The organism is Cupriavidus sp. OV096, assembly GCF_900115455.1.
In the GTDB taxonomy this organism is placed as follows: Bacteria; Pseudomonadota; Gammaproteobacteria; order Burkholderiales; family Burkholderiaceae; genus Cupriavidus.
The window spans coordinates 178,523-203,726 of sequence record NZ_FOWM01000003.1 but is presented as its reverse complement, the minus strand read 5'-3'; the positions used below and the strand labels follow the sequence as shown (position 1 = coordinate 203,726).

The 25,204-nt window shown below is 66.4% G+C and carries 20 protein-coding genes; 12 read left to right on the top strand and 8 right to left on the bottom strand.

The window, feature by feature from the left end; genetic code table 11:
• Nucleotides 1–18 precede the first annotated feature (18 nt).
• Nucleotides 19–2,985, bottom strand: a complete 2,967-nt coding sequence (gene glnE, locus BM115_RS08215) for a bifunctional [glutamate--ammonia ligase]-adenylyl-L-tyrosine phosphorylase/[glutamate--ammonia-ligase] adenylyltransferase (RefSeq protein WP_177219873.1) — start codon at nt 2,983–2,985, stop codon at nt 19–21.
• 109 nt (nt 2,986–3,094) lie between these two features.
• Here glnE and BM115_RS08210 point away from each other — a divergent pair, with 109 nt between their 5' ends.
• The 4 genes from BM115_RS08210 (at nt 3,095) to aroG (ending at nt 11,417) form a co-directional block, all read left to right on the top strand.
• Nucleotides 3,095–7,477, top strand: coding sequence for a YhdP family protein (locus BM115_RS08210; protein WP_092292521.1), 4,383 nt, complete (start codon nt 3,095–3,097; stop codon nt 7,475–7,477).
• A 36-nt stretch (nt 7,478–7,513) separates the two neighbouring features.
• Nucleotides 7,514–8,371, top strand: coding sequence for a carbon-nitrogen hydrolase family protein (locus tag BM115_RS08205; RefSeq protein WP_092292519.1), 858 nt, complete (start codon nt 7,514–7,516; stop codon nt 8,369–8,371).
• Between the two features lie 68 nt (nt 8,372–8,439).
• Entirely contained in the window at nt 8,440–9,900 is a 1,461-nt protein-coding gene (gene tldD, locus BM115_RS08200) for a metalloprotease TldD (protein WP_092292517.1), read from the top strand.
• 437 nt (nt 9,901–10,337) lie between these two features.
• Nucleotides 10,338–11,417 (top strand): 3-deoxy-7-phosphoheptulonate synthase AroG, encoded by a 1,080-nt coding sequence (aroG, locus tag BM115_RS08195; protein WP_177219872.1) that lies wholly within the window; start codon nt 10,338–10,340, stop codon nt 11,415–11,417.
• A gap of 89 nt (nt 11,418–11,506) precedes the next feature.
• Here the strand turns inward: aroG and BM115_RS08190 are convergent, their stop codons facing one another.
• On the bottom strand, nt 11,507–11,905 hold the full coding sequence (locus tag BM115_RS08190; protein ID WP_369823396.1) for a c-type cytochrome: 399 nt from the start codon (nt 11,903–11,905) through the stop codon (nt 11,507–11,509).
• A 22-nt stretch (nt 11,906–11,927) separates the two neighbouring features.
• On the bottom strand, nt 11,928–12,275 hold the full coding sequence (locus BM115_RS08185; protein WP_092292511.1) for a c-type cytochrome: 348 nt from the start codon (nt 12,273–12,275) through the stop codon (nt 11,928–11,930).
• A 352-nt stretch (nt 12,276–12,627) separates the two neighbouring features.
• Here BM115_RS08185 and BM115_RS08180 point away from each other — a divergent pair, with 352 nt between their 5' ends.
• From BM115_RS08180 to BM115_RS08170, 3 genes are read left to right on the top strand one after another with little or no spacing between them, the layout of a single operon-like run.
• Entirely contained in the window at nt 12,628–13,506 is an 879-nt protein-coding gene (locus BM115_RS08180; protein ID WP_092292509.1) for an AAA family ATPase, read from the top strand.
• Between the two features lie 5 nt (nt 13,507–13,511).
• The gene (locus tag BM115_RS08175; protein ID WP_092292507.1) at nt 13,512–14,102 is read left to right on the top strand and encodes a GNAT family N-acetyltransferase; all 591 of its coding nucleotides are present in this window, start codon (nt 13,512–13,514) and stop codon (nt 14,100–14,102) included.
• 27 nt (nt 14,103–14,129) lie between these two features.
• Nucleotides 14,130–15,305 (top strand): vWA domain-containing protein, encoded by a 1,176-nt coding sequence (locus tag BM115_RS08170; RefSeq protein ID WP_092292505.1) that lies wholly within the window; start codon nt 14,130–14,132, stop codon nt 15,303–15,305.
• Nucleotides 15,306–15,324: 19 nt separating this feature from the next.
• On the opposite strand, the gene BM115_RS08165 is transcribed toward BM115_RS08170, so the two are convergent.
• Entirely contained in the window at nt 15,325–16,227 is a 903-nt protein-coding gene (locus BM115_RS08165; RefSeq protein ID WP_092292503.1) for a LysR family transcriptional regulator, read from the bottom strand.
• Between the two features lie 160 nt (nt 16,228–16,387).
• Between BM115_RS08165 and BM115_RS08160 the strand changes: the two genes are divergently transcribed.
• The 3 genes from BM115_RS08160 (at nt 16,388) to BM115_RS08150 (ending at nt 19,311) form a co-directional block, all read left to right on the top strand.
• Complete coding sequence (locus BM115_RS08160) at nt 16,388–17,374, top strand: Bug family tripartite tricarboxylate transporter substrate binding protein (protein ID WP_092292501.1); 987 nt, start codon at nt 16,388–16,390, stop codon at nt 17,372–17,374.
• A gap of 25 nt (nt 17,375–17,399) precedes the next feature.
• The gene (locus BM115_RS08155) at nt 17,400–18,272 is read left to right on the top strand and encodes an N-formylglutamate amidohydrolase (protein ID WP_092292499.1); all 873 of its coding nucleotides are present in this window, start codon (nt 17,400–17,402) and stop codon (nt 18,270–18,272) included.
• 286 nt (nt 18,273–18,558) lie between these two features.
• Nucleotides 18,559–19,311, top strand: coding sequence for a BspC domain-containing protein (locus tag BM115_RS08150; protein ID WP_369823390.1), 753 nt, complete (start codon nt 18,559–18,561; stop codon nt 19,309–19,311).
• 55 nt (nt 19,312–19,366) lie between these two features.
• Here BM115_RS08150 and BM115_RS08145 read toward each other — a convergent pair whose 3' ends face one another.
• A complete protein-coding gene (locus BM115_RS08145; protein ID WP_092292495.1) occupies nt 19,367–20,509 on the bottom strand; it encodes a M14 family metallopeptidase in 1,143 nt (380 codons plus the stop codon).
• A gap of 36 nt (nt 20,510–20,545) precedes the next feature.
• Nucleotides 20,546–21,331, bottom strand: coding sequence for a peroxide stress protein YaaA (yaaA, locus tag BM115_RS08140; RefSeq protein WP_092292493.1), 786 nt, complete (start codon nt 21,329–21,331; stop codon nt 20,546–20,548).
• 40 nt (nt 21,332–21,371) lie between these two features.
• On the opposite strand from yaaA, the gene BM115_RS08135 reads away from it, so the two are divergent.
• A complete protein-coding gene (locus tag BM115_RS08135) occupies nt 21,372–21,899 on the top strand; it encodes a putative toxin-antitoxin system toxin component, PIN family (protein WP_092292491.1) in 528 nt (175 codons plus the stop codon).
• A 52-nt stretch (nt 21,900–21,951) separates the two neighbouring features.
• The gene (locus BM115_RS08130) at nt 21,952–23,124 is read left to right on the top strand and encodes a pyridoxal phosphate-dependent aminotransferase (RefSeq protein WP_092292489.1); all 1,173 of its coding nucleotides are present in this window, start codon (nt 21,952–21,954) and stop codon (nt 23,122–23,124) included.
• Nucleotides 23,125–23,885: 761 nt separating this feature from the next.
• Here the strand turns inward: BM115_RS08130 and BM115_RS08120 are convergent.
• The gene (locus BM115_RS08120) at nt 23,886–24,497 is read right to left on the bottom strand and encodes a hypothetical protein (protein ID WP_092292485.1); all 612 of its coding nucleotides are present in this window, start codon (nt 24,495–24,497) and stop codon (nt 23,886–23,888) included.
• 3 nt (nt 24,498–24,500) lie between these two features.
• Nucleotides 24,501–25,001, bottom strand: coding sequence for a PAAR domain-containing protein (locus BM115_RS08115; RefSeq protein ID WP_092292483.1), 501 nt, complete (start codon nt 24,999–25,001; stop codon nt 24,501–24,503).
• Nucleotides 25,002–25,204: the final 203 nt, after the last annotated feature.

The window sequence follows — 25,204 nt, the reverse complement described above, 5'->3', positions numbered from 1 at the left end:
GGCTGGGGCGGGGCCGAACTACTCACCGAAGACTGCGCTCCACAGGGCTCGCACCTGCGTGGCCTGCTCCGCCACGGACGCCGGCGGCACGCGCGCCTGGTCCTGGCCATCGAGCCGCAGCTTGTGCTGGCGTGCGCGGAATAGCCGGTAGGCATCGCCCACGGCCACAGCGACGGTCTTGTCGATCAAACCCAACTCGCCGGCCATGCGCAGCAGCGCGATATTGCCCTTGTTCCCGGTCAGCGACGGATGCGCGCCACTGTGCAGCAGCACGAGGTACTGCACCGTGAATTCGATGTCGACCATGCCGCCCCGGTCGTGCTTGAGGTCGAACAGCGGCATGGGGTTGGGATGGCCCTCGGCCACCTTGGCACGCATCTGCACGATTTCGTCGCGCAGCGCGGCGGCGTCGCGCGGCTGGCGCAGCACCTCTTCGCGCAGTGCTTCGAAGCGCGCGCCGATCTCGCTGTCGCCGGCGCACCAGCGCGCCCGCGTGAGCGCCTGATGCTCCCAGACCCAGGCCGTGTTGTCGCCCTCGCGCAGTTGGTAGCGCCGGAACGCGTCGAAGCTCGTCACGAGCAGCCCCGCCGCGCCGTTGGGCCGCAGCCGCATGTCCACGTCGAACAGCATCCCGGCCGCCGTGTGACTCGTGAGCCACGTGATCAGGCGGCGAGCGTAGGCTGCGTAGACGTCAGGCGCGCGCTCGTGGTCATCGTCATAAAGAAAGATGATGTCGAGGTCGGACGCATAGCCCAGCTCCTTCCCACCCAGCCGCCCGTAGGCGATGACCGCGAAGCGCGGTGTCTCGGTGTGGCGCGTGGCCAACTGGGCCCAGACCGCCCCGAGCGTGACTTCGAGCATCGCATCGGCCAGATCGGAGAGACGGTCGGCCACCTGCTCCACCGTTAGCAGGCCGTGCAGGTCCTGCAGCAGGATCCGGAAGGTCTCGGCATGGTGCTCGCGACGCAGGATGTCCATCTGCATCTCGACCTGCCCGTGCGCCACCTGCAGGCGCTCGGCCACGCGGGCACGGAAGGCGGGCCAGTCCGGCGCGCTCGCCAGGGCCTCGCTATCGAGCAGTTCGTCCAGAAGTTGCGGATGGCGCGTCAGGTAGGCCGCCGCCCAGCGCGAAGCATGCAGCGTCTGGGCGACGCGATCCATCGCCTGCGGGTACTCGGACAGCAGCGAAAGATACGAGGCTCGCCGACTGATCGCATCGAGAAAATCGAGGAAACGGGCGATGGTGCAGTCGGCATCGTCCTGCTTGTTGGCGAGGTCGAGCGCGCGGTTGACCAGTTGGTCGAAGCGCGCCCGGCTCGACTCGGACAACGCGCGGTAGCGCACCGAGGTGGCGATGGCGCGCAGGCGGTCGTAGAGGCCGGTGCAGTCGCTGAAGCCGGCCGCCTGGAGCCGCTGGCATGGCGAGGACTCGGGATCGGTCTCGTCCGGACCGTCCTGCGTGGGCCGCGAGCCCTGCCCTTCCCGCACGATCTCGGGCCAGAGCGCCTCGCACTGCGGCGCGTCCGGGTCGCTGAACGGATCGGCGAAAGTGGCTTCGAACTGCTGCGCCACGGGCGCCATCAGCCCATCCATCTGGGCGACCAGCGCAGGCCAGTCCTCGTAGCCCATCATCCGCGCCACGGCCAGCTGTTCATCCTCGCTGGTCGGCAGGTGGTGGGTCTGGGCGTCGTCGCGGTATTGCAGGCGGTGTTCCAGCTGGCGCAGGAAGCGGTAGGCATCGGCCAACTGCTCGGCCTGCCCCGCCGGGAGGAGGTTGCGGGCCACGGCGACGTCGAGGACTTCGAGCGTCGGCCGCACGCGCAGCGCGGGGTCCTGGCCGCCGCGGATCAACTGGAACACCTGCGCCATGAACTCGATCTCGCGGATGCCGCCGCGCCCGAGCTTGATATTGAACGAGCGCTGGTTCACGCCGTGGCCGGCCAGCCCGCCGCTGCGCTTGGCCGCTTCCGCACGGATCTGGGCGTGCAGCGCGCGGATGGCGGCGATCACGCCATAGTCGAGGTAGCGCCGGAACACGAACGGCGTGGTCAGCCGGCCCAGCAGCGCGGCGGTGCGCGTGGCGTGCGGCGTGTCCAGCGCGGACACCACGCGGCCCTTGATCCACGCGTAGCGCTCCCACTCGCGGCCCTGCACGACGAGGTATTCCTCGAGCATGCCCAGGCTGCACACCAGCGGGCCGGCATCGCCATTGGGCCGCAGCCGCATGTCCACGCGGAACACGTAGCCGTCGGCGGTCACCTCGGACAGCAGGTTGATCAGGCGCCGCCCCACTCGGATGAAATATTCGTGGTTCGAGAGGCTGCGCGCCCCGCCCTGGGTATCGCCATCCTCGTCATAAAGAAAGATCAGGTCGATATCTGACGAGACGTTGAGTTCGCGCCCGCCCAGCTTGCCCATGCCCACCACCACCAGTTCCTGCACCTCGCCGCTCTGGGCGCCGGTGGGCCGGCCGTAGGTGGCGGCCAGGTCGTCGCCGAGCACGCGCAGGCCGAACTGGATGCCGAGTTCGGCGAGGTCGGTCATCGCCCCCGTGATCTCGCCGAGCGGGGCCAGCCCGCGCAGGTCGCGCTCGATTACCACGCACATGACTTCGGCCCGCAGCCGGCGCAGCGCCTGGGCGGCGGCGGCTTCGGCATCGGCGGACGGGGCGTGGAGCGCCTGCAGCCGCGACTCCATCCACGCACGCGTCAGGGGCGCCCGGGCGGCATCGGCCACCACGGCGGCCAGTTCGGGGCGCGCCTGGAGCACGCGGCGGGCGTAATGGGAGGCCTGCCCCGAGTACAATACGTCGCCCTCGCCGGCGGCATTGGAATCCGTGGCGGGTAACTCCCTGGCCATCACCGTGGCATAGGCCCCTTCGACCATGTTGCCGATGGGTCCAGGCGGCGCATCCGGCGCCTCGGTGGGAAGGGGGTGAGCCGGGGCGGCGCCCGCGGCGGAACTCGTCGGATCAGGGACAGTCATTCCAGTAACTTTGCAATGCGGGCAGGCGCCGTGGCGATACGCGGTGGCGCAACAACGCACCCTTATCGACCACTTTGGAGAGCGGCTAGTATTGTCGGATAATCTGCGCATGTCCAGACGCCCCGCCGCCCCTGCCGCGCCCGCCGACGGTTCAACGTCCGCCAGCGCCGCTGCCGAGGCGTCCGCCGCCACCGCCGGGCAGTCTTCCCAGGCTTCTCAATCCTCCTCCGCACCCGCGCCCAGCGTGGCGTCCGGCGTGGGTGCGCGGCTGCGTGCGGCCGCCCGTAGCGGCTGGCGCGCGCTGTGTGCCGGCGTCGTGCATCCGGTCTGGCCCCGGCTCTGGCGAATGTTGGTGCGCATCGTGCTGGCGCTGGCCGCACTCGCCGTGGTGGCGGTGCTGCTGATCCGCTTCGTGCTGTGGCCGCAGGCCCATACTGCGCGCCAGTGGCTGGAGCAGCAAGGCTCGGCGGCATTGACCGCCCAATTGACCATCGGCGAACTGGATACATTCTGGGACGGTTGGCATCCGGCGTTCCGCGCGCGCAACGTGCGCGCCGTGGACAGCCAGCAGCGCGTGCTGCTCTCCGCCGGCACCCTCGACGGCAAGCTCTCCTGGCATTCCGTGCCGGCGCTGACCCTGCAGTTCGCCAGCCTGATGGCCGAGCGCACCGATGTGCTCGTGCGCCGCACGCCCGAGGGCCGCCTGCTGGTGGCCGGCGTGCCGATCGAGGCGCACCCGTCCACGACCAATGACGATCCGCTCCTGAACTGGCTGCTGGCCCAGGGCCATATCGAGCTGATGAGCGGCAACCTGCGCTGGCTCGACGAAAAGGCCCGCCTGCCGCAGCTGGACGTGGCCGACATCCATTTCACCGCGCACCGCAACGGCGCCCAGCACACGGTCCGGCTGGAGGCACGCAGCGCCTCGCTGGCGCCCCAGCCACTGGTCTTCCAGGCCGCGCTGCGTCACGACTACCTGCGCGCCACCGGCGACTGGCGCCACTGGACCGGCCAGGCCAACTGGGACTTCAGCCAGATGCAGCTGCCGGTGGTGCAGCGCTACCTCGCCATCTTCGACCACGTGGACAGCGGCGTCTTCAGCACGTCCGGGTCGGTCGATTTCCGCGAAGGCCACCTGATCGGCAGCCAGATGCGGATGCGCGCCACGGGCGTGGACCTGCAGCTGGCCGGCGCCGCCGAGCCGCTGAAGCTGGCCAACGCGCAGGCGCTGCTGCTGCACAAGGGCGACCGTGCCGGCAACCACCAGTTGACCATCGACACCCTGCTCTGGCAGCCCGAGCCGCTGGCCGGGCCGCCTTCGAGCGCCGATACGTCCTGGCGCGAAGGCATGCGCAAGGTCACCGTGAACTGGACCCGCGACAACCAGGGCGAACTGCGCAAGTTCGCGCTCAAGGCGCCCACGTTCGACCTGAACACGGTGCGCGCGCTCGCCACCTCCCTGCCGCTGGACACCGCGCTGCTACGCCAACTGCGCGCGCTCCAGCCGGCCGGCCATATCGACAACCTCGACGTGGCTTGGTCGCGCGACCGCGCCGGGATGCTGTCACGCGCCCCGGGGGCATCCCACTACGCCGTGCAGGGCACGCTGCGCAAGGTTTCGGTGAACAGCCAGCCGGCCGTGCCGGCCATGGCTGCCGATGGCCTGCCCCGCGCCGGCACGCCCGGCTTCGCCCAGATTTCGGGCAATTTCAGTTTCGATGACCGCCAGGGCACCGCGCGCGTGGACAGCACCGATGCCGCGCTGATGTTCCCGGGCGTGTTCGAGGAGCCGCGCATCCCGTTCGACGAACTGCGCGGCGAGATCCGCTGGACGCAGGAGTCCGGCAAGCTCGCGGTGCACACGGATGGCGTGCGCTTTGCCAACGCCGACACGGCCGGCACGGTGCGCGGCGGCTGGCACGCCGGCGGCGACGGCCATGGCGGCATCGCCGATATTTCGGGCGAACTGGACCGCGCCCTGGCCAACCGCATCGTCCGCTACCTGCCGCTGACGCTGCCCAGCACGCGCCATTACCTGGGCGGCGCGCTGGTCGGCGGTGAGGCCACCGGCGCCAAGTTCCTGATCAAGGGCGACCTGGCCCACTTCCCGTTCCATCCCCCGTTCCAGAAGGCGGGCGACTTCCGCGCCGAGATTCCGGTGCAGAACGTGAGCTACCAGGTGGCCCCACACGAGACCGGGCCGAACGTGAATGGTGGCGTGACCGGCAACAGTAATGGCAACGGCCACGGCAAGACCAACGGCAACGGAAATAGCAATGCCAACGCCGGCACGGCCTGGCCCGACTTCACCGACATCCAGGGCAATGTGATGTTCGAGCGCGGCAGCCTGACCTTCCTGGCCAAGCGCGCGGCAGTGCGCGGCGTGCCGGGCGTGGTGCTGCAGAACGTCAACGGCCGCATCGACGATCTGAGCGACCACGGCCACCTGATGATCGATGGCATGGCCAACGGGCCGGTGCAGAGCTTCCTGCGCTTCATCGCCAATACCCCGGTCAAGGGCTGGACCGGAAACGTGACGGAAAACTCACACGCACCCGGTCAGGGCGACCTGAAGCTGAAACTCGACCTGCCGCTGCATCACGCAGCCGGCACCAAGGTCGACGGCCAGTTCCGCTTCCCCGGCAACGATGTGACGCTGTTCCCGGAACTGCCCACGCTCTACGGCGCGACCGGCGTGGTGGCCTTCAACGAGCACGGCTTCCGGCTCGATAACGTGCGCGGCCGCTTCCTTGGCGGCGAGACGCGGATCGGGGGCGGCACCCAGTCCGACGGCACCACGCGCGTGACCGTGGGCGGCACCGCCACGGCGGCCGGCCTGCGCGACGCGCTGGCCGCGGCGGGCAGCAGCGCGGGCACGCATATGGAAGGCGCCACCGCCTACAACGCCGAGATCGGCATCCGCGACAAGCATCTCCAGATCCAGGTGGGCTCCAGCCTCGTCGGCATGGCGCTGAACCTGCCGGCGCCGCTGGTCAAGACGGCTGCGCAGGAAATGCCGCTGCGTTTCGACCTGCGTCCCGCCACGGCGGCGGCCCGCGCCGGGCAGGACGATCTGACCGTGCAACTGGGCAACGCGGTGGCGGCGCGCTATGTCCTGCGGCGCGGCGCCGAGGGCCTGGAGGTCATCTCGGGCGGCATCGGCGTGGGCCAGCCGGCGCCTCAGCCGGCGACCGGCGTCACGGCCGCACTGACCGCCGAGCGGTTCGACGTCGATGCCTGGCGCAACGCGCTGGGCGGCACGGCGCCATCGCCGGCCGCGCCGGGCCGCGACAACCCGAACAACGTCGATCGCAACTCGCCCTTCCTGCCCGAGCGCGTGACCGTGCGCGCCAAGGCGCTCGATGCCTTCGGACGCAGCCTCGACGACGTCTCGCTCGACGCCACCCGCGAAGGCAGCGGCTGGAACGCGCAGATGACCTCGCGCCAGATCGCCGGCACGGCGCAATGGCGGCGCGATGCCAACACGCCGTCCGGCGCGCTGTCCGTGCGGCTGTCGCGGCTGGACATCCCCGAAGCCGCCGATGACGGCCATGCCGTCGACACCATGGCGCGCAATATCGAGGAACTGCCCGCCCTGGACCTCGTGGCGGACAAGTTCATCCTGCGCGGCAAGGACTTCGGCAAGCTGGAAGTCAAGGCGCACACCAGCCACGCCGGCAACGAGCCAGTCTGGACGCTGGACAACCTCACCATCGAACAGCCGGGCGCCACGCTGACCGGCAATGGCACCTGGCGCGTACCGCGCCGCCTGCGCGATGCCGTGGCGAGCGGCAACGCCTCTCCCACCGAGGGCCGCCGCACGCTGCTGAACTTCAAGCTCGACATCCGCGACGCCGGCGACGTGCTGGACCGCATGGGCATGGCGCACACGCTGCGCGACGGCAAGGGCGCGTTCGAAGGCCGCATCGCGTGGCGCGGCTCGCCGCTGTCGATCGACTACCCGTCGCTGTCCGGCCGGCTCTCGCTGAAACTGGAAAATGGCCAGATCCTCAGCGTGGAGCCGGGCGCCGCGCGCCTGCTGGGCGTGCTGAGCCTGCAAAGCCTGCTGAAGTTCGCGACGCTCGATTTCCGCAGCCTGTCCAACCGGGGCGTGGTCTTCGACGACCTGACCGGCAGCGGCACGATCGAGAACGGCGTCGGCAAGATCGACGAATTCCAGCTCAAGAGCAGCCAGATGATGGCGTCGATGAGCGGCACGGCCAACCTGCTGCGCGAGACCCAGGACCTCCAGGTCTCGGTGGTGCCGCGCATCAACGCCACGACTACCTCGGTGGCGGCCGCGTTCATCAATCCGGTGCTCGGCATCGGCACGCTGGCCGCCCAGTTGCTGTTCGCGGACGAGTTCTCCAAGGTGTTCACGCTGCACTATCACGTGTCCGGATCCTGGGCCGATCCCAAGATCACGAAAGTGGAGGACAATAAGCCCCGACAGCCGTCGATCCAGGACCGCGCGACCGAGTTCCTTCGCTAGGAACCGGCTGGCCGCCCAGACACAGGACGCCCCACGATGACCGCTTCCGCCCCGCCTTCAGCCGCACCTTCCGCCACACCTTCGGCCCCGTTCCGCGTCGCCGCCGTGCAGACCGTGACGGGCACATCGCTCGATGCCAATCTCGTCCGCGCCGACGCGCTGATCGCCGAAGCCGTGCGCGGCGGTGCCGAACTGGTGCTGCTGCCCGAGTACTTCGGCATGATGGGCCGACAGGAGACCGACAAGGTCGCGATTCGCGAGCAGGACGGCGACGGGCCGGTGCAGCAATTCCTGGCCGATGCCGCGCGACGCCACCGGATCTGGCTGGTGGGCGGCACGCTGCCGCTGCACTGCGGCGACGCAGGCCGGGTCTACAACACCTCGCTCGCCTTCGACCCGCGCGGCGAGCGCGTGGCGCGCTACGACAAGATCCATCTGTTCGGCTTTACCAAGGGCACCGAAAGCTACGACGAGTCCCGCACCATCCTGGCCGGGACCGAGCCGGTGGCCTTCGAGGCGCCGTGCGGACGCGTGGCGATGTCGGTCTGCTACGACCTGCGCTTCCCCGAGCTGTACCGCCATCTGGCCGCCGGCGGCGGCACGAGCTTGATTCTGATGCCGGCCGCCTTCACCTACACCACGGGCCAGGCGCACTGGGAGATCCTGCTGCGCGCCCGGGCGATCGAAAACCAGTGCTATGTGCTGGCTGCCGCACAGGGCGGCAAGCACGAAAACGGCCGCCGCACGTGGGGCCACTCGATGCTGGTCGATCCGTGGGGCGAGGTGCTTGGCGTGCTACCCGAGGGCGAAGGCGTGGTGGCCGGCGTGATCGACCCGGCGCGGCTGGCGGAAGTCCGCCAGAACCTGCCGGCGCTGCGCCATCGGGTGCTGTAGCATCTACCCCAACGACTACGATCTGAAGCCGGCCCGTGCCGGCTTCAATGAATGCTGAAAGGACAATCATGAACGCCGGTGATCTCGGAATCCGCAACCTGGCCACGGCGCAGCAACTGCTGCTGGCGCCGTATGGGCTCGACGAGGCCAAGCTCCAGCGCGTGCTGGCCGACATCTTCACGCACAAGGTCGACTATGCCGACCTGTACTTCCAGTACACGCGCAATGAGGCGTGGAGCCTGGAGGAAGGCATCGTCAAGTCGGGCAGCTTCAGCATCGACCAGGGCGTAGGCGTGCGCGCCGTATCCGGCGACAAGACCGCGTTCGCCTATTCGGACGACATCAGCCTGCCGGCGCTGTCGCAGGCTGCGGCGGCCACGCGCACCATCGGCAAGAGCGGCAGCGGCCGCGTGAAGGTGGCCGGCGCGCTGGCCTCCCAGACCGGGCGCAACCTCTATACGCCGAACGATCCGCTCGATTCGATGACCGCCACCGAGAAGGTGGCGCTGCTGGAGCGCATCGAGAAGATGGCGCGCGCCAAGGACCCGCGCGTGGTGCAGGTCATGGCCGGGCTGGCCGGCGAATATGACGTGGTGCTGGTGGCACGCAGCGACGGCGTGATCGCCGCCGACGTGCGTCCGCTGGTGCGCGTGTCGGTCACGGTGATCGCCGAGCAGAACGGGCGGCGCGAGGTGGGTTCCTCGGGCGGCGGTGGCCGCTACGCCTACGGCTACTTCACCGACGAACTGCTGGCCAAGTATGTGGATGAAGCCGTGGCGTCGGCGCTGGTGAACCTGGAGGCGCGCCCCGCCCCGGCCGGCGCGATGACCGTGGTGCTCGGCCCGGGCTGGCCCGGCGTGCTGCTGCACGAGGCCGTCGGCCACGGGCTGGAGGGCGACTTCAACCGCAAGGGCTCGTCGGCCTTCGCTGGGCGCATGGGCGAGCGCGTGGCGGCCAAGGGCGTGACCGTCGTCGATGACGGCACGCTGGCCAACCGGCGCGGTTCGCTGAACCTCGACGACGAGGGCAACCCGACGCAATGCACGACGCTGATCGAGGACGGCATCCTGCGCGGCTACATCCAGGACACGCTCAATGCGCGCCTGATGAAGATGCCGGTCACCGGCAACGCCCGCCGCGAGAGCTACGCCGCCCTGCCGATGCCGCGCATGACCAACACCTACATGCTCAACGGCGACAAGGACCCGGCGGAGATCATCGCCAGCGTGAAGCGCGGCCTGTACGCGGTGAACTTCGGCGGCGGCCAGGTGGACATCACCAACGGCAAGTTCGTGTTCTCGGCCAGCGAGGCCTACCTGATCGAGGATGGCAAGATCACCACGCCGGTCAAGGGCGCCACGCTGGTCGGCAACGGCCCCGAATCGCTCAAGGACGTGACCATGATCGGCAACGACATGCGCCTGGACTCGGGCGTGGGCGTGTGCGGCAAGGAAGGCCAGAGCGTGCCGGTGGGCGTGGGCCAGCCGACGCTGCGGATCGAGAACATGACCGTGGGCGGCACCGCCTGAAGTCTGTGACGGACCCGGGATCGATGGCGGCGGCCTGCCGTTTTTGGCGAAATCTGTTGCGATTCCACGCGATTGACGCTTGCCATCGATCTTGAAAAGCGATATAAAGATGCTTCGTTGTCGGGCGCGTGGCGATTGCGAGCCATGATTTGACCGATGGCCGCGCAATTAAATGCCTTTTCATCGCGCACCACAGCATAAATTCGACGCATCACCCAGATTCCGACACAAGCTGACCCGAAACACCGCCATGTCCGCCAAGTTTTACTTTTACTTTTTTAGCGATCTCGCACCGCTGGCGGATGGAGAGGGACAGTTGTAAGTAGCCCGAAATTCAGAAAAAGCCGCCAGCGAACCTGGCGGCTTTTTTTATCCCCGCCACGTCCGCGTCGCAACCCACCACCAGACTAACGACCTCACAAAGACCCGGAGCCATCATGTTGAAGAACACCGACGACCTGCGTATTCGCGAACTCAAGGAACTGTTGCCGCCCGCGCACCTGATCCGCGAGTTCGCCTGCTCGGAGGCAGCGTCCGACGTGATCTACGGTGCCCGCCAGGCCATGCATCGCATCCTGCACGGCATGGACGACCGCCTGATCGTCATCATCGGACCCTGCTCGATCCACGACACCCGTGCCGCGCTGGAATACGCCAAGATGCTCAAGGTGCAGCGCGACCGCTTCGCCAACGAGCTGGAAGTGGTGATGCGGGTCTATTTCGAGAAGCCGCGCACCACGGTGGGCTGGAAGGGGCTGATCAACGACCCGCACATGGACGGCAGCTTCAAGATCAACGACGGCCTGCGTACCGCGCGCGAAGTGCTGCTGAACATCAGCGAGCTGGGCGTGCCGACGGGCACCGAGTACCTCGACATGATCAGCCCGCAGTACATTGCCGATCTGGTCAGCTGGGGCGCGATCGGCGCCCGGACCACGGAATCGCAGGTGCACCGCGAGCTGGCGTCGGGGCTGTCGTGCCCGGTGGGCTTCAAGAACGGCACCGATGGCAACGTCAAGATCGCCGTCGATGCGATCAAGGCCGCTTCGCAGCCGCACCATTTCCTGTCGGTGACCAAGGGCGGCCACTCGGCCATCGTGTCGACGTCCGGCAACGAGGACTGCCACATCATCCTGCGCGGCGGCAAGACGCCGAACTATGACGCCGCCAGCGTGCAGGAAGCGTGCGACGCCATCTCGAAGGCGGGTCTTGCCGCGCGGCTGATGGTCGATGCCTCGCACGCCAACAGCAGCAAGAAGCACGAGAACCAGATCCCGGTCTGCGAGGACATCGGCCGCCAGATCGGCGGGGGCGACCAGCGCATCGTCGGCGTGATGGTGGAGTCGCACCTCGTGGGCGGCCGCCAGGACCACGTGCAGGGCACCCCGGTGGAGAACCTGACCTACGGCCAGTCCGTGACCGATGCCTGCATCGGCTGGGACGACTCCGTGACCGTGCTCGAAACCCTGGCCAATGCGGTGAAGCAGCGCCGCCTGGTGACCGGCAGCGGCAACTGAAGCCTCTGCGGGCGCTCCAGCTTCAGCGCCGGCGCAACAAAAAAGCCGCTTCCTCGGAAGCGGCTTTTTTTACATCCCCGCGTGGGGACTTACTTCTTCAGTACCAGGTCGCCGGGCAGCGACTCGATATACGCGGCGATGTCCTTCAACTCCTTGCGCGTGAACGGGCGCGGCTTGCCGGCCTTGTCGGTCACGGCCGGGTTGGCGTTGACCTGGCCAGCCATGATCGCGTTGGTACGACCCACCTGCGGGTTGCCGCTGATCTGGTACGACACCAGCGCGTGGTAGAGGTAGTCCGCATGCTGGCCAGCCAGCTTGGGATAGTCGGGCGTAATCGGGGCGTTCAGGCCCGCACCGTGGCAGGCCACACAGGCGCCCTTCTCCACCAGCGCCTTGCCGGCGGCGATGTCGGCGGCGGCGGCCGGGAGGGTGGCAGCGCCCAGCACGAGCGCGCCCACCGCAAATCGGAGCTTGTTCAGCGTCATCAGCGTCTTCATGTCTCTGAGCCTCTTACTTCAGCGTGTTGTTCTTGGTATCGGCCTTCTGCTGCGAGTAGTAGGCCGCCACGTCTGCAATGTCCTTGTCCGAGAGGCTCGCGGCAATCGCCCGCATCGTCGGATGCTTGCGATCGCCCTTCTGATAGCTCTTGAGCGCGTTTTCAATGTACTTGGCGGTCTGGCCGCCCAGCATCGGTACTTCGTATGTCTCCGGGAACGATGCACGGTAGCCCGGAATGCCGTGGCAACCAATGCACATTGCAACCTTGTCCTTGGCAGTGTCCACATTGCCCTTTGCGTCCTGGGCCTGCGCAGCCGTTGCGGCCGCGCCCAACACCACCATCGTGAGGAGCTTTTTCATTGTCTTTAGATGATTGGGAAGTGTTAAACCGTGCGTGACCTGCCCTGCTGGCCGGAGACGGTTTAGGAACGGGGGTGGGGATGCAATCGCGGAAAAGCGTTGTGGATGTGCCGCGGGTGCTCTGACACCATTCTGCAACCATCTCGCGCTTGTTGCCGGCACCGGGGGATCTGCATGACAACGGGCAGACTGCCGGGCATGTGGGAACTTGACTTTGGGGGCGCGTCAAACCGGCGCATTGTACCGCAGGCGGCACGTGGCAGTCCAGACGACCAGCCCCGGGTGTCCCCCACTAAACGCGAATCGGTTTCTGCTTTTATACTGGCCCATTCCGCCTAAAACAGGTTGCCTCATGTCCACGCCCGCCAACGCCAATCCGTCCCCGTCCACGCGCTTCGAGGGTAGCGCCCAGTACGTTGCCACCGATGACCTGAAGCTGGCCGTCAACGCCGCCCGCACGCTGCAGCGGCCGTTGCTGATCAAGGGCGAGCCGGGCACCGGCAAAACCATGCTGGCCGAGGAAGTGGCCGCCGCGCTGGGCATGCCGTTGTTGCAATGGCACATCAAGTCGACCACCAAGGCCCAGCAGGGCCTGTACGAGTACGACGCGGTGTCGCGCCTGCGCGACTCCCAGCTCGGCGACGACAAGGTCCACGACATCCGCAACTACATCGTCAAGGGCGTGCTCTGGCAGGCTTTCGAGGCCGACGAGCCCGTGGTGCTGCTGATCGACGAGATCGACAAGGCCGACATCGAATTCCCGAACGACCTGCTGCGCGAACTGGACCGCATGGAGTTCTACGTCTACGAGACGCGCGAGCTGATCCGGGCCAGGCACCGGCCGATGGTCATCATCACCTCGAACAACGAGAAGGAGCTGCCGGACGCCTTCCTGCGCCGCTGCTTCTTCCACTACATCAAGTTCCCCGACGCGGACACCATGCAGCAGATCGTGGACGTCCACTACCCGGGCATCAAGCGCGAGATGGTGGCCGCCGCGCTGGACGCGTTCTACGAGATGCGCAACCTGCCGGGGCTGAAGAAGAAGCCGAGCACGTCCGAATTGATCGACTGGCTCAAGCTGCTGATGGCCGAGGACATTCCCGCCGAGGCGCTGCGCAGCCCCGACCGCAAGGCCGCGATTCCGCCGCTGCACGGCGCGCTGCTCAAGAACGAGCAGGACGTGCACCTGTTCGAGCGCCTGGTGTTCATGAACCGCGCGAACCGCTGATCGGCATGGCTTTCGTCCAACCCGTCACGCTGACCGGGCGCCACGCCACGCTCGAGCCGCTCTCGCCCGACCACGCTGCCGGCCTGCGCGAAGCCGCCGCCGATGGCGAACTGCATCAGCTCTGGTACACCAGCGTGCCGACGCCCGAAGGCATGGAGGCCGAGATCCGGCGCCGCCTGGACCTCCAGGCGCGCGACCTGATGCAGCCGTTCGCCGTGCGCGACGCCGCCGGCCGGCTGGCCGGCATGACCACCTATATGAATGTCGACGGTGCCAACCGCCGCGTGGAAATCGGCTCGACCTGGTACGCGCGCCGCGTGCAACGCACCGGGCTCAACACTGAATGCAAGCTGATGCTGCTGCGCCACGCGTTCGAGACGCTCGACTGCATCGCCGTGGAATTCCGCACGCACTGGATGAACCACCAGAGCCGCGCCGCCATCGCCCGGCTGGGCGCCAAGCAGGATGGCGTGCTGCGCAGTCACTCGCGCATGCCGGACGGCTCGCTGCGCGACACGGTGGTGTTCTCCATCATCGCCAGCGAATGGCCCACCGTGCGCGCGCATCTGCAGTTCCAGCTCGAGCGGCCGCGCTGATCGCAGCCAGAAATTAAGGGAAATGCGATGCTGATCGACTTCTTCTTCTCGCTGCGGCACGCCAAGCTGCCGGTCTCGGTCAAGGAATACCTGACCATGCTGGAGGCCCTGCGCGCGCAGGTCATCTCGCCGTCGATCGACGAGTTCTACTACCTGTCGCGCATGACGCTGGTCAAGGACGAGAAGCACTTCGACAAATTCGACCAGACCTTCGCCGCCTATTTCAAGGGCGTGGAGAGTCTGGTGGACTGGAAGAGCGACATTCCGCTCGACTGGCTCCAGAAGACGCTCGAGCGCGAACTGTCCGCCGAGGAAAAAGCCAAGATCGAGGCCATGGGCGGGCTGGACAAGCTCATGGAACGCCTGAAGCAGCTGCTGGAAGAGCAGAAGGAAAAGCACGAGGGCGGCAACAAGTGGATTGGCACGGGCGGCACCTCGCCGTTCGGCCATGGCGGCTATAACCCGGAGGGCATCCGCATCGGCGGGCCGTCCAAGGGCAACCGTACCGCGATCAAGGTCTGGGAGTCGCGCGCCTACAAGGACTACGACGACCAGGTCGAACTGGGCACGCGCAACATCAAGGTGGCGCTGCGCCGCCTCCGCCGCTTCGCGCGCGAGGGGGCCGACACCGAACTGGACCTCGACGACACCATCCACTCCACGGCCGCCAACGCCGGGCTGCTGGACATCAAGCTGCGGCCGGAGCGCCACAACAAGGTCAAGGTGCTGATGTTGATGGACGTCGGCGGCTCGATGGACGACCACATCAAGCGCGTGGAGGAGCTGTTCTCGGTCACCAAGACCGAGTTCAAGCACCTCGAGTACTACTACTTCCACAACTGCCTGTACGACTACGTGTGGAAGAACAACCGGCGCCGCCACGCCGAGAAGATCGCCACCTGGGACCTGATCCACAAGTACACGCCCGACTACAAGGTGATCTTCGTCGGCGATGCCACGATGAGCCCCTATGAGATTCTTCAGCCGGGCGGCTCGGTCGAGTACAACAACCCCGAGGCCGGGGCGGTGTGGCTGAACCGGATGATCGAGCAGTTCCCGCGCTTTGTCTGGCTCAATCCGGAGCCGGAGGGGCTGTGGCAGTACCGCCAGTCCATCACGGTGATCAACCAGATCATGAAGAACCGGATGTATCCGGTGACGCTGGCCGGGCTGGAACAGGCGATGAAGGTGCTGTCGAAGTAGTTCAGGCCCTCGTTTCCCCTCACGCCACCACGTCCACCCCTTCCATCACCCACGCCCGGAACGTCTGCAGCGCCGGCAGGTGCGCCTTCTGTTCCGGGTAGCACAGGTAGTAGCCTTTCCGCGCCAGCACGCGCGCGGGATGGGCGACCACCAGCGTGCCGGTGGCCAACTCCTCCTCGATCAGGCAGCGCGGAATCAGCGCGATGCCCAGCCCCGACATCGCCGCCTGCGTGAGCAGCGAGAACTGGTCGAAGCGCGCGCCGCTCCAGGCCTGGCGAGTGGAGACGCCCAGCTCGGACAGCCAGTCTGGCCACGCCTCGGGCACCGTGGTGTGGTGCAGCAGCGGGTAGCCCAGCAGCACCGCCGGCGTGCGCGCCACCCCGTCGGGCTCCTGGGCCAGCAGGCCGGGCCGGCAGACTGGCAGCACCTCGCGCCCGGTCATATAGTCGGCCAGGCTCCCCGGCCAGACCCCATCGCCAAAACGAATCGCCGCATCGAGATCGGGCTGGGAAAAATCGTAGCCCTGGGCATGGGGCACGAACTCCAGCGTGACTTCCGGATACCGGGCGAAGAACTGCGGCAGGCGCGGTATCAGCCACTTGGCGCCGAGCGTAGGCATGCTGGCGATGTGGAGGATGCCGCCGCGGCCCTGTCGCGCGATCAACTCCACACTGGCCGCCTCGATCTCGTTGAGGCTGGGGCGGATGCGCTCCAGATAGCGCTCGCCCGCGTCGGTCAGCATCAGGCGCTGGCGGACACGCTCGAACAATTCCACGCCCAGAAACGCCTCCAGGCTGCGCACCTGCTTGCTCACGGCCCCTTGTGTGACGTGTAGTTCACGTGCGGCGACGGTAAAGCTGTTGTGGCGCGCCGCCGCTTCGAAGGCCTGCAACTCCGTCATTGACGGACATAAGCGGCGCATGCTTCACCTCCCAAATCTAACTCCTTCAATACCAATTGGAATGATCCGGGGATTTTATTTCGTTTGCCAGTCCCTTGCACGCACGCGCAGAATCGGAAAAACCGTTCTTTTCGAATCTCTTCCCCCTCTTCCCCCTCTTTCCCTCCTCGGAATCGACCTGATGCAACGCCGTCCCCTGCTCCAAGCCATCGCCGCCGCCACTGCCTTCGCGGCCGCTGGCCTGACCCTGCCCGCCTTTGCCCAGGGCACGTATCCGACCAAGCCGATCACGCTGGTCGTGCCGTTCCCGGCCGGTGGCACCACGGACATCGTGGCCCGCATCGTGGCCGACAAGCTGGGCCAGCAACTGGGCCAGGCCGTAGTCGTGGATAACCGCGGCGGCGCCGGCGGCAGCATCGGCACGGGCTACCTCGCCAAGGCCGCGCCGGACGGCTACACGCTCGGCATCGCCACCGCCTCGACCCACGGCATCAACCCGGCCGTGTACCCGCGCCTGCAATACGACGCCACCAAGGACTTCACCCCCATCACGAACCTGGCTTCGGTGCCGAACGTGATGAGCATCCACCCGGGTGTGAAGGCCACCGACATGAAGTCGTTCATCGCGCTGGCCAAGGCCGAGCCGAACAAGATGGCCTATGGCTCGGCCGGCAACGGCAGCGTCTCGCACATGATGGGCGAACTGTTCAAGATGAGCAGCCACACCGAACTGCTGCACGTGCCGTACAAGGGCGTGGGCCCGGCGCTGAACGACGCGCTGGCCGGCCAGGTCCAGGTGCTGTTCGACAACCTGCCCTCCTCGCTGCCGTTCATCGAAGGCGGCAAGCTCCGCGCGCTGGCCGTAGCCGCGCCGAAGCGCGTGGCTGCCCTGCCGAACGTGCCGACCTTCGCCGAACTGGGTCTGGGCGAAGTGAACGACTCGGCATGGTTCGGCCTGATCGCCCCGGCCAAGCTGCCCGCCGACATCCAGGCCAAGCTGAACGCCGCCGCCGTGAAGGTGCTGGCGATGCCGGAAGTGAAGGCCAAGCTGGAAAAGCTCGGCGCCACCCCGGTGGGCGACACCCCGGCGCAGTTCGCCAAGCAGATTTCCACCGAAGTGGCCAAGAACAAGCGCGTGGCAGCCGCCGCCAAGATCTCCCTGGACTAATCCACGGAACAAACCCAGGCACAGCATGACTGAAGCAGACCGAAAGACCGCGGAAAGCCCGTACTTCCTGCACATGCCGGAAGGCGAGAGCAGCCCGCTCTTTCTCGATTCCCCGCACAGCTGCACCACGTATCCGGCGGACTTCCGCTACGCCGGCAACCTGCCCCTGCCGCTGCTGCGGCAGGCGGAAGACACCTTCGTGGATGCGCTCTATGCCGACGCCCCCGGGCGCGGCATCCCGCTGCTCTGCGCCGGCTTCCCGCGCAGCTACCTCGACGCCAACCGCGGCCTGGGGGAGATCGACGAAGTCCTGCTGGACGCGCCGTGGCCCGGCGCCAAGCAGGAAACTTCCAAGACCCGCCTCGGCAAGGGCCTGGTCTGGCGCGTGCTGGACACCGGCGAGCCGATCTACGACCGCAAGCTCGGCGTGGCCGAACTCCAGTCCCGCATCGACCGCTACTACGTGCCCTACTACGCCCAGTTGCAACGGCTGGCGGACGAAGGCGTGGCGCGCCACGGCAAGGTCTGGCACATCAACTGCCATTCCATGCCGAGCGAGGCCGCCCAGTACGCGACCGAGCACCCCGGCCTGCAACACCCGGATTTCGTGGTGGGCGACCGTGACGGCACCACCTGCGACACGCGTTTCACCGACCGTGTGGAAGGCGTGCTCAAGGAGATGGGCTACGACGTCTGGCGCAACCACCCCTACAAGGGCGTGGAGATCGTGCGGGTGCTGGGCCAGCCCCAGGCCAACCGCAACAGCCTGCAGCTTGAGATCAATCGCAAGCTGTACATGGATGAAGTCGGCCTCGCGCCCAACGCCGGCTTCGACAAGCTCAAGCGCGACCTCAACGCGCTGATGGACGACCTGCTGCGCTTCACGCGCACCGCCTGAGGTCTTCCCCAAGGTCATCCCTGACCGTTCCCGCCCGCGCTCGCGGGCGGGGATCATTCCATCGCGTGCACTGCATCGGGGTTCGCCTGACTTGCGCCGCGTGCGCCTTTTCTGATATTGGAACGACGCCGATCCCGCATGAACGCAGCGTGATCACGGCGGTTGCGCTGCCGTTACGCGCAATTCGAACGGAACGTAACAACATTTCGGAACTTTGGCGCGGGGCTTTCCTCTATCATGGCAATCCTTCGCCAACCCTCCTTGCTGAACAAGCAAAGACGATCCCGTGATCCGACGAATTTCCGAACTGTTTGGTGGCCGGCTGTGCATGCTGACCGCCGCAGTGGCAGGCGCGCTGGCCCTCGCCGGGTGCGCCACCGCACCGGGCGATGAGGCCACCGACACCGCCGCCGCCCCGGGCACCACGCCCGCCGCTACCGCTCCCGCTTCTGCCACACCGACTGTCAAGCCCCCGCCAGTCGTCAATACCAACCCACCGATCAAGACCGTGACGTTGCCCGACAAGGGCCGCGTGAGCCTGGCCGAGTATCGGACCCGGATGCGCGAACAGCTGATGAAGACCGAGAACGCGACGGCCAGCGTGGCCGATTGCGCCGCGCATGCCAGCTGGGTGGTGCCGCGCTCGGCCACCTACGACGCGCTCAAGATTCCCACCGGCGCGCTGAGCAATGGGCAGGCCACGGTGGAGCCGTGGAGCGGCCGGTTCTCGCAGGGCAAGCAGGCTGTGCCGGTGAATTCGGTGGTGACGTTCGCGGCCTCGGCCCACAAGCGTGTCGGCGAGGCGCAATGGCAACCCGTGCGGGTGCGTTGTGGGTATGACGAGGGGATGATGCTGGCCTACGAACTGCTCGACAGCAACGGCGACGTCATCGCCGAGCCAGCCGCCGCGCCGGCCGTGGCCACGCCGACGACGACGTCGAAGAAGAAGGGCAAGAGCAGCGCCAAGGCGTCGACATCGTCGTCGAAGTCGACAAAATCGACGACGAAGACGTCAACCAAGACGAAGAAGAAGCAGTAAGCGCTGGAGGTTCTCCCCTCGCCCGCTTGCGGGGAGGGGAGGAACACCTTGAGCCTTATTCCAGATACTCCAGCACCGCCTGGAGCATCGCCGTGCCCAGCAGGCCGCTTTTCGCACCATTCCATCCCACCGCGGGATCGGGCAGGTCGGCGTTGTCCTTGAACGGCATTTCCAGCGTCAGCGCCAGGCACCCGAAGGTGTGGCCGATGTATTTCGACGCCAGCTTCAGGGCGTCCGCGTTGTACTTGCTGGCCGCGTAGCCGTGCACGTCCTGGAAGTCCGGCGTGGCGCGCTTGAAGGCGTCGATAAAGCGCGTCTGCTGCTCGCGCTGCGCATCGGTGAAGCCCGGCAGCATCTCGCTCCCGGCCACGAAGTTATAGGGCAGCCCTTCGTCGCCGTGGATGTCGAAAAACAGGTCCACGCCCGTGGCCTCGATGGCGCGGCGCACGTGCCATACCTCGGGGCTGGTTTCCAGGCTCGGCTGCATCCACTCACGGTTCAGGTTCGCGCCCGCGGCATTGGTACGCAGGTTGCCGCGCGCAGAACCGTCCGGATTCATGTTCGGCACGATGTGGAACACCGCCCGGTCCAGCAGCTTGCGGGCCACCGGGTCGCCGGCCCACATGCCGGTGCCGGTCAGCCGCTGCAGCACGCCTTCGCAGAACCATTCGGCCATGCTCTCGCCCGGATGCTGGCGGGCGATCATCCACACTGTCTTCTTGCCTGGCCCCGGCTGGCCCACGGTCACGCAGGTCAGGTCGCGGCCATCGACGGTACTGCCCAGATGCGACAGCCGCGCCAGCGGCGAGCGCTGGCACGAGGCCAGCAGCGACAGGTGGCGCTCCTCGGGATACGGCTCGAAATAGGCCAACCACACGCTGTCGTGCTCGGGCGTGAATTCGACGGTCAGCGTGCCGCCCTCATAGCGCGTGGGCACGCGGAACCAGTGCGCGCGGTCGTAGGACGCCACCGCGCGGTAGTCGCGCCAGCCATCGGGATAGGTGCACTCGCCGGCGTTCACGAATTGGAGCCGGCACGCCTGCCCCGCCGCCCCTTGCAGCCGGAAATGGAACCACTGGCGGAAATCGGCGTGGGAGTCGGCGCGAATGCGCAGGCGGATATCGTCGGCACGGTCCAGCGCCTCGACTTCGATCGCGCCGGAATCGAACAGCGTGGAGATATGCAGGGCTGAGGTCATGGGAATCGGGTTCTCCAGTCAGCGATCAGTCTTTTATCAGTCTTCCAGGCGGCGGCGGAACACCCAGCGGGTGTCGTCCGACGCGGCCTTGTCGTAGGCGTAGCCGTCTTCGGCAAACCGCTTGAGCTTGCTGGCCTCGGTCACGCGGTGCGTCACCGCATAGCGCGCCATCGTGCCCCGGGCGCGCTTGGCGTGGAACGAGATGATCTTGTAGCGCCCGCCCTTCCAGTCCTCGAACACTGGCGTGATCACGCGCGCGGCAAGCACCTTGGGTCGCACAACCTTGAAATATTCCTCGGAGGCGAGGTTCACGAGCGTGGCCGCGCCCTCGTGCTTGAGGTCGGCCATGTCCTTGTTCAGGAGGGTCGTGACGTCGTCGCCCCAGAACGCATAGAGGTCCTTGCCGGCCACGTTGTCCAGGCGCGTGCCCATTTCCAGCCGGTACGGCTGCATCCAATCCATCGGGCGCAGCACGCCATACAGGCCGGACAAGATGCGAATGTGCTTCTGGGCGAACCCGAGGTCATCGGTGGACAGCGATTTCGCGTCCAGCCCATCGTAAACATCGCCATTGAAGGCCAGCACCGCCTGCTTGCTGTTGGCCGCCGTGAACTCGGGGCTCCAGTCCGCAAAGCGGGTGACGTTGAGCACGGCGAGCTTGTCGGAGATGTCCATCAGCGCGGCTACGTCCTGCGGCGCCAGCCGGCGCAGGCGCTCGATCAGCGTGGTGGAACGGTCGATAAAACGCGGCATCGTGTGGGTCTTGATGCGCGGGGGCGTCTCGTAATCCAACGACTTGGCAGGAGACAGAACGATGAGCATGGCAAAATCGCGGGCAGGAACAAAGACCAGATTGTAGCGAATGCCCACAGACACCACCGCCGGCGCCCCTTGCGTCGCTTTTGCCGCCCCGCCGCCCCGCGTGGTCCTCGACTCCAATATCTGGGTCGATTTGCTCGTATTCCAGGACCCCCACGTGGCGCCGATCCGCGCCGCGCTTGACGCCGGAACCATCGCCCCGGTGATCCGCGCCGACTGCCGGGAGGAGCTGCGCCGGGTACTGGCCTACCCGCAATTCGCGCGGTTTTCGGTCGATATCGATGCCGCGCTGGCCCAGGTGGACCGGCTCGCCACGCTCGAACCCGCCCCGGACCAGACCGACTTCGACGCCGTGCGGCTGCCCAAGTGCCGCGACACCGACGACCAGAAGTTCATCGAACTGGCGCATTTCTCGCGCGCCGCGCTGCTGGTCTCCAAGGACAAGGCCGTGCTGAAGCTCAGGAGCCGCCTGCGCCGCATGAGCGGCGTGGAGATCCTGCCGCCGCCGGCTTTCGCCGCCTGGCTGGCCGCCGCGACCGAGGCATCCACTGCCGGCGCCGATCCCCGCTAAAATGACCCGCTTGTCCTGAACCCGCCGCCCTAACCTGCCTCCTTCCCGCGCCATGTCCGCAGAATCCTCGCTCGCACCCCTGACCCCGCCGCTGTCGCGCCTGCCCAAGGTCGGCACGACCATCTTCACCGTGATGTCGGCGCTGGCCGCCGAGAAGAACGCCGTCAATCTCGGCCAGGGTTTCCCGGATTTCGACTGCGACGCGCGCATCGTCGATGCCGTGGCCCACGCCATGCGCACCGGCCACAACCAGTACCCGCCGATGGCCGGCGTGCCCGCGCTGCGCCAGGCCATCGCCGGCAAGATCGCCACGCTGTACGACCACACGTACGACTGGAATACGGAAATTACGATCACGGCCGGCGCCACGCAGGGCCTCCTGACGGCGATCCTGTGCGCAGTGCATCCGGGCGATGAAGTGATCGTGCTCGAGCCCTGCTACGACAGCTACCTGCCCGCCATCGAAATGGCCGGCGGCGTCGCAGTGCCCGTCACGCTTGAAGCGCCGGCGTTCCGCATCCCGTTCGACAAGCTCGCCGCCGCCATCACCCCCAAGACGCGGATGATCCTCATCAACACGCCGCACAACCCCACGGGGACCATCTGGCGTGCCGATGACATGCAGAAACTGGCCGATCTGCTAGCCGGCACGGACATCCTGCTGCTCTCGGACGAGGTGTACGAGCACATGGTCTACGACGGCCAGCGGCACGAGTCGGTCTCGCGCCATCCGGAGCTGGCGCGGCGCAGCTTCGTGGTGTCGAGCTTCGGCAAGACCTATCACGTCACGGGCTGGAAGATCGGCTACGTGGCCGCGCCGGCTGCGCTGTCGAACGAATTCCGCAAGGTCCACCAGTTCAACGTGTTCACGGTGAACACGCCGGTGCAGTTCGGGCTGGCCGACTACATGGCCGACCCGGCGCCCTACCTGGACCTCGCCGGCTTCTACCAGGCCAAGCGCGACTACTTCCGCACCGGGCTGGCCTCGACGCGCTTCAAGCTGTTGCCTTCGGACGGGACGTACTTCCAGTGCGTCGATTATTCGGCGATTTCCGATATGAGCGAAGCCGATTTCTCGATGTGGCTGACGCGCGAGATCGGCGTGGCCGCGATTCCAGTGTCGGCGTTCTATTCGCAACCGCGCGAATCGGGCGTGGTGCGGTTCTGCTTTGCGAAGAAGGAAGAGACGCTGAAGTTGGCGCTGGATCGGTTGGCGAAGATTTGAGGGATTCCGGCAGCCCGGGAACGTGGTCGGCTCCCGGGCTGCATGGGTTAGTTGCCGACGTGCCACCTTCCCTCCATTCTTCCTGTTGAACTGGCTCATAGGAATTCAGAGTCGGCTCGAATGCAAACGCCTCCTCGGTCCAACCATCCAGTTCCCCGCATATCACGCGGTAGGTGTACATCATTTCCGCTGCAACGCCGATTTGCACAAACCTGCATCGCGCACCGGGTGCGACTTCCCCAACCAAGGGGGCAACTGGAGGCACCATTCCTTCGGGATTCCCGTAGAGGGGGACGGGTTTCGTCGCCACATGCGTTCTGATCGGTACTTGGTAGCCGCTGCAATATCCCAGAGCCAAGACGATGCAGAACAATGCTGCGACGAACCATGGCCACGCCTTACCAGTTTGCCAACGCGCCACCTTCCCCCCCCTTTATTTCAGTGAGAACAGTTCGTACGGATCTAGCCGCGGCGCAAATGCACCACCGGCGTCAGTCCATCCGTCCAAATCCCCACACTTCACCCGGTAGGAGAACATCATTTCCTCCGCAATGGTCACCTGAATAAACCTGCAGCGTTCACCGGCCTGCACCTTACCTATGACGGATTCAACGGGCTCAACCATCCCAGCGGCATCTCCGTATAGCTCGATGGGTATTGTCGCAACGTGAGTGCCAAGAGGGATGCGATAGCCCGCCCAGTATCCATAGAGCATTCCGCCAACAATGCAGGCAAGCCCCACGGCGCACCAGTGACGGGCTTTACCAGTTTGCCGACGCGCCACCTTCCCACCCCTTTTTATAGTTTCGCGTCTCGACGAGACGATTCGACTTCTTCAATACGCCGAGTAATTCAGCGGGCATGACCGGTGTCAGCTCGCCAAACGCTCGCGGATCGCGCGCCATGATGCCGGCCAACTCAAGCACATCGGCAACGTTGGAGCTGCATGAATTATCGAATAATGAGTATTTCGCATTGACCGCCACACGTCTTTCCAGTTCGTCTCTAATGAGGGCCTTCTCTCGTAGAGATACCCACATCAGCAGCCCGACGGCATCGCGATATACGCCCTTTCCGATTGTGCCGTCTGGCTTGGTTCTCCATCGCCTCGTGTTACCAATCAGATATTTTCTGTACCCGCCCTTGAAGAATAATATTGGGGCACGGCTGTAGACGGTGCCGTCAATTTCGATGGCAGCGTGCCCCCACTGCGAGCCACGGCTAAGCAACCTCGAATCAAACACCACCACCTCAATAAACTCCCGCTGCACGGGAATCGGCTTCGCTTCATCAAACCTTGTCAACGTAGTCGCCCGGACACCGGCGCGCACCAGCGTCTTGCCCGTGGTCGGGGAAGTCAGCGTTTCGGTCATCGCTCACCCCTCGACGTAGATCGTCACGTTATCGGCCCGTTGCTGGGCTGCCAGCAGATGGGTGCGGCCTTGTGCGTCGGTTGTGCCGAATTCGGGCGCGGCGCCGGCCCGGACCGCCGCGTATTCCGTGTTGGGCAGCGGCTCGCCGGTGACGCTGTCGCGCAGGATGTAGCGGTCGTCGTAGCGGTCCTCTTCATCGGGCGCCGGGTCGGCCGAGGTTCCGCTCACCGGGTGCCGGACCGTCGCCTGGGCGCCTATCGAGGAAATCAGCCGGGCGCCGCACGCGGTCAGCATGCCGTCGAGCGCCATGGCGCGGCCCATGGCCTGGAAGGTGGGATCGCCCTCGATGATCGGGAAGGTGCCCTTGCATTGCGGACACCAGACCATGTGTCCGACGCCGGCCGCCGGTTCCCCGTAGAAGACGAACGTGGGCTCGCCCTCCAATACCTTGCCGCCGTGTGTCGTCGTATCGCCCCGGCGAACGATGCCTTTTTGACCCGCCATACGTGCCCCTTCGTTGTTAGATGAGCCGCCATCTAACCGACGAAAAAATCGGCCGTATATAGAAGAATCCTGATTAATTTGCACCAAATGGTGAGTGCTCGGAAAACCCCGAGCCGCGCATTTCCCATCGGCCCTGCCAATGCAAAGCGCCCCGCAAGCGGGGCGCCAGAAAATGCTGATCAAAGCCTATCCGGTGAATCGCG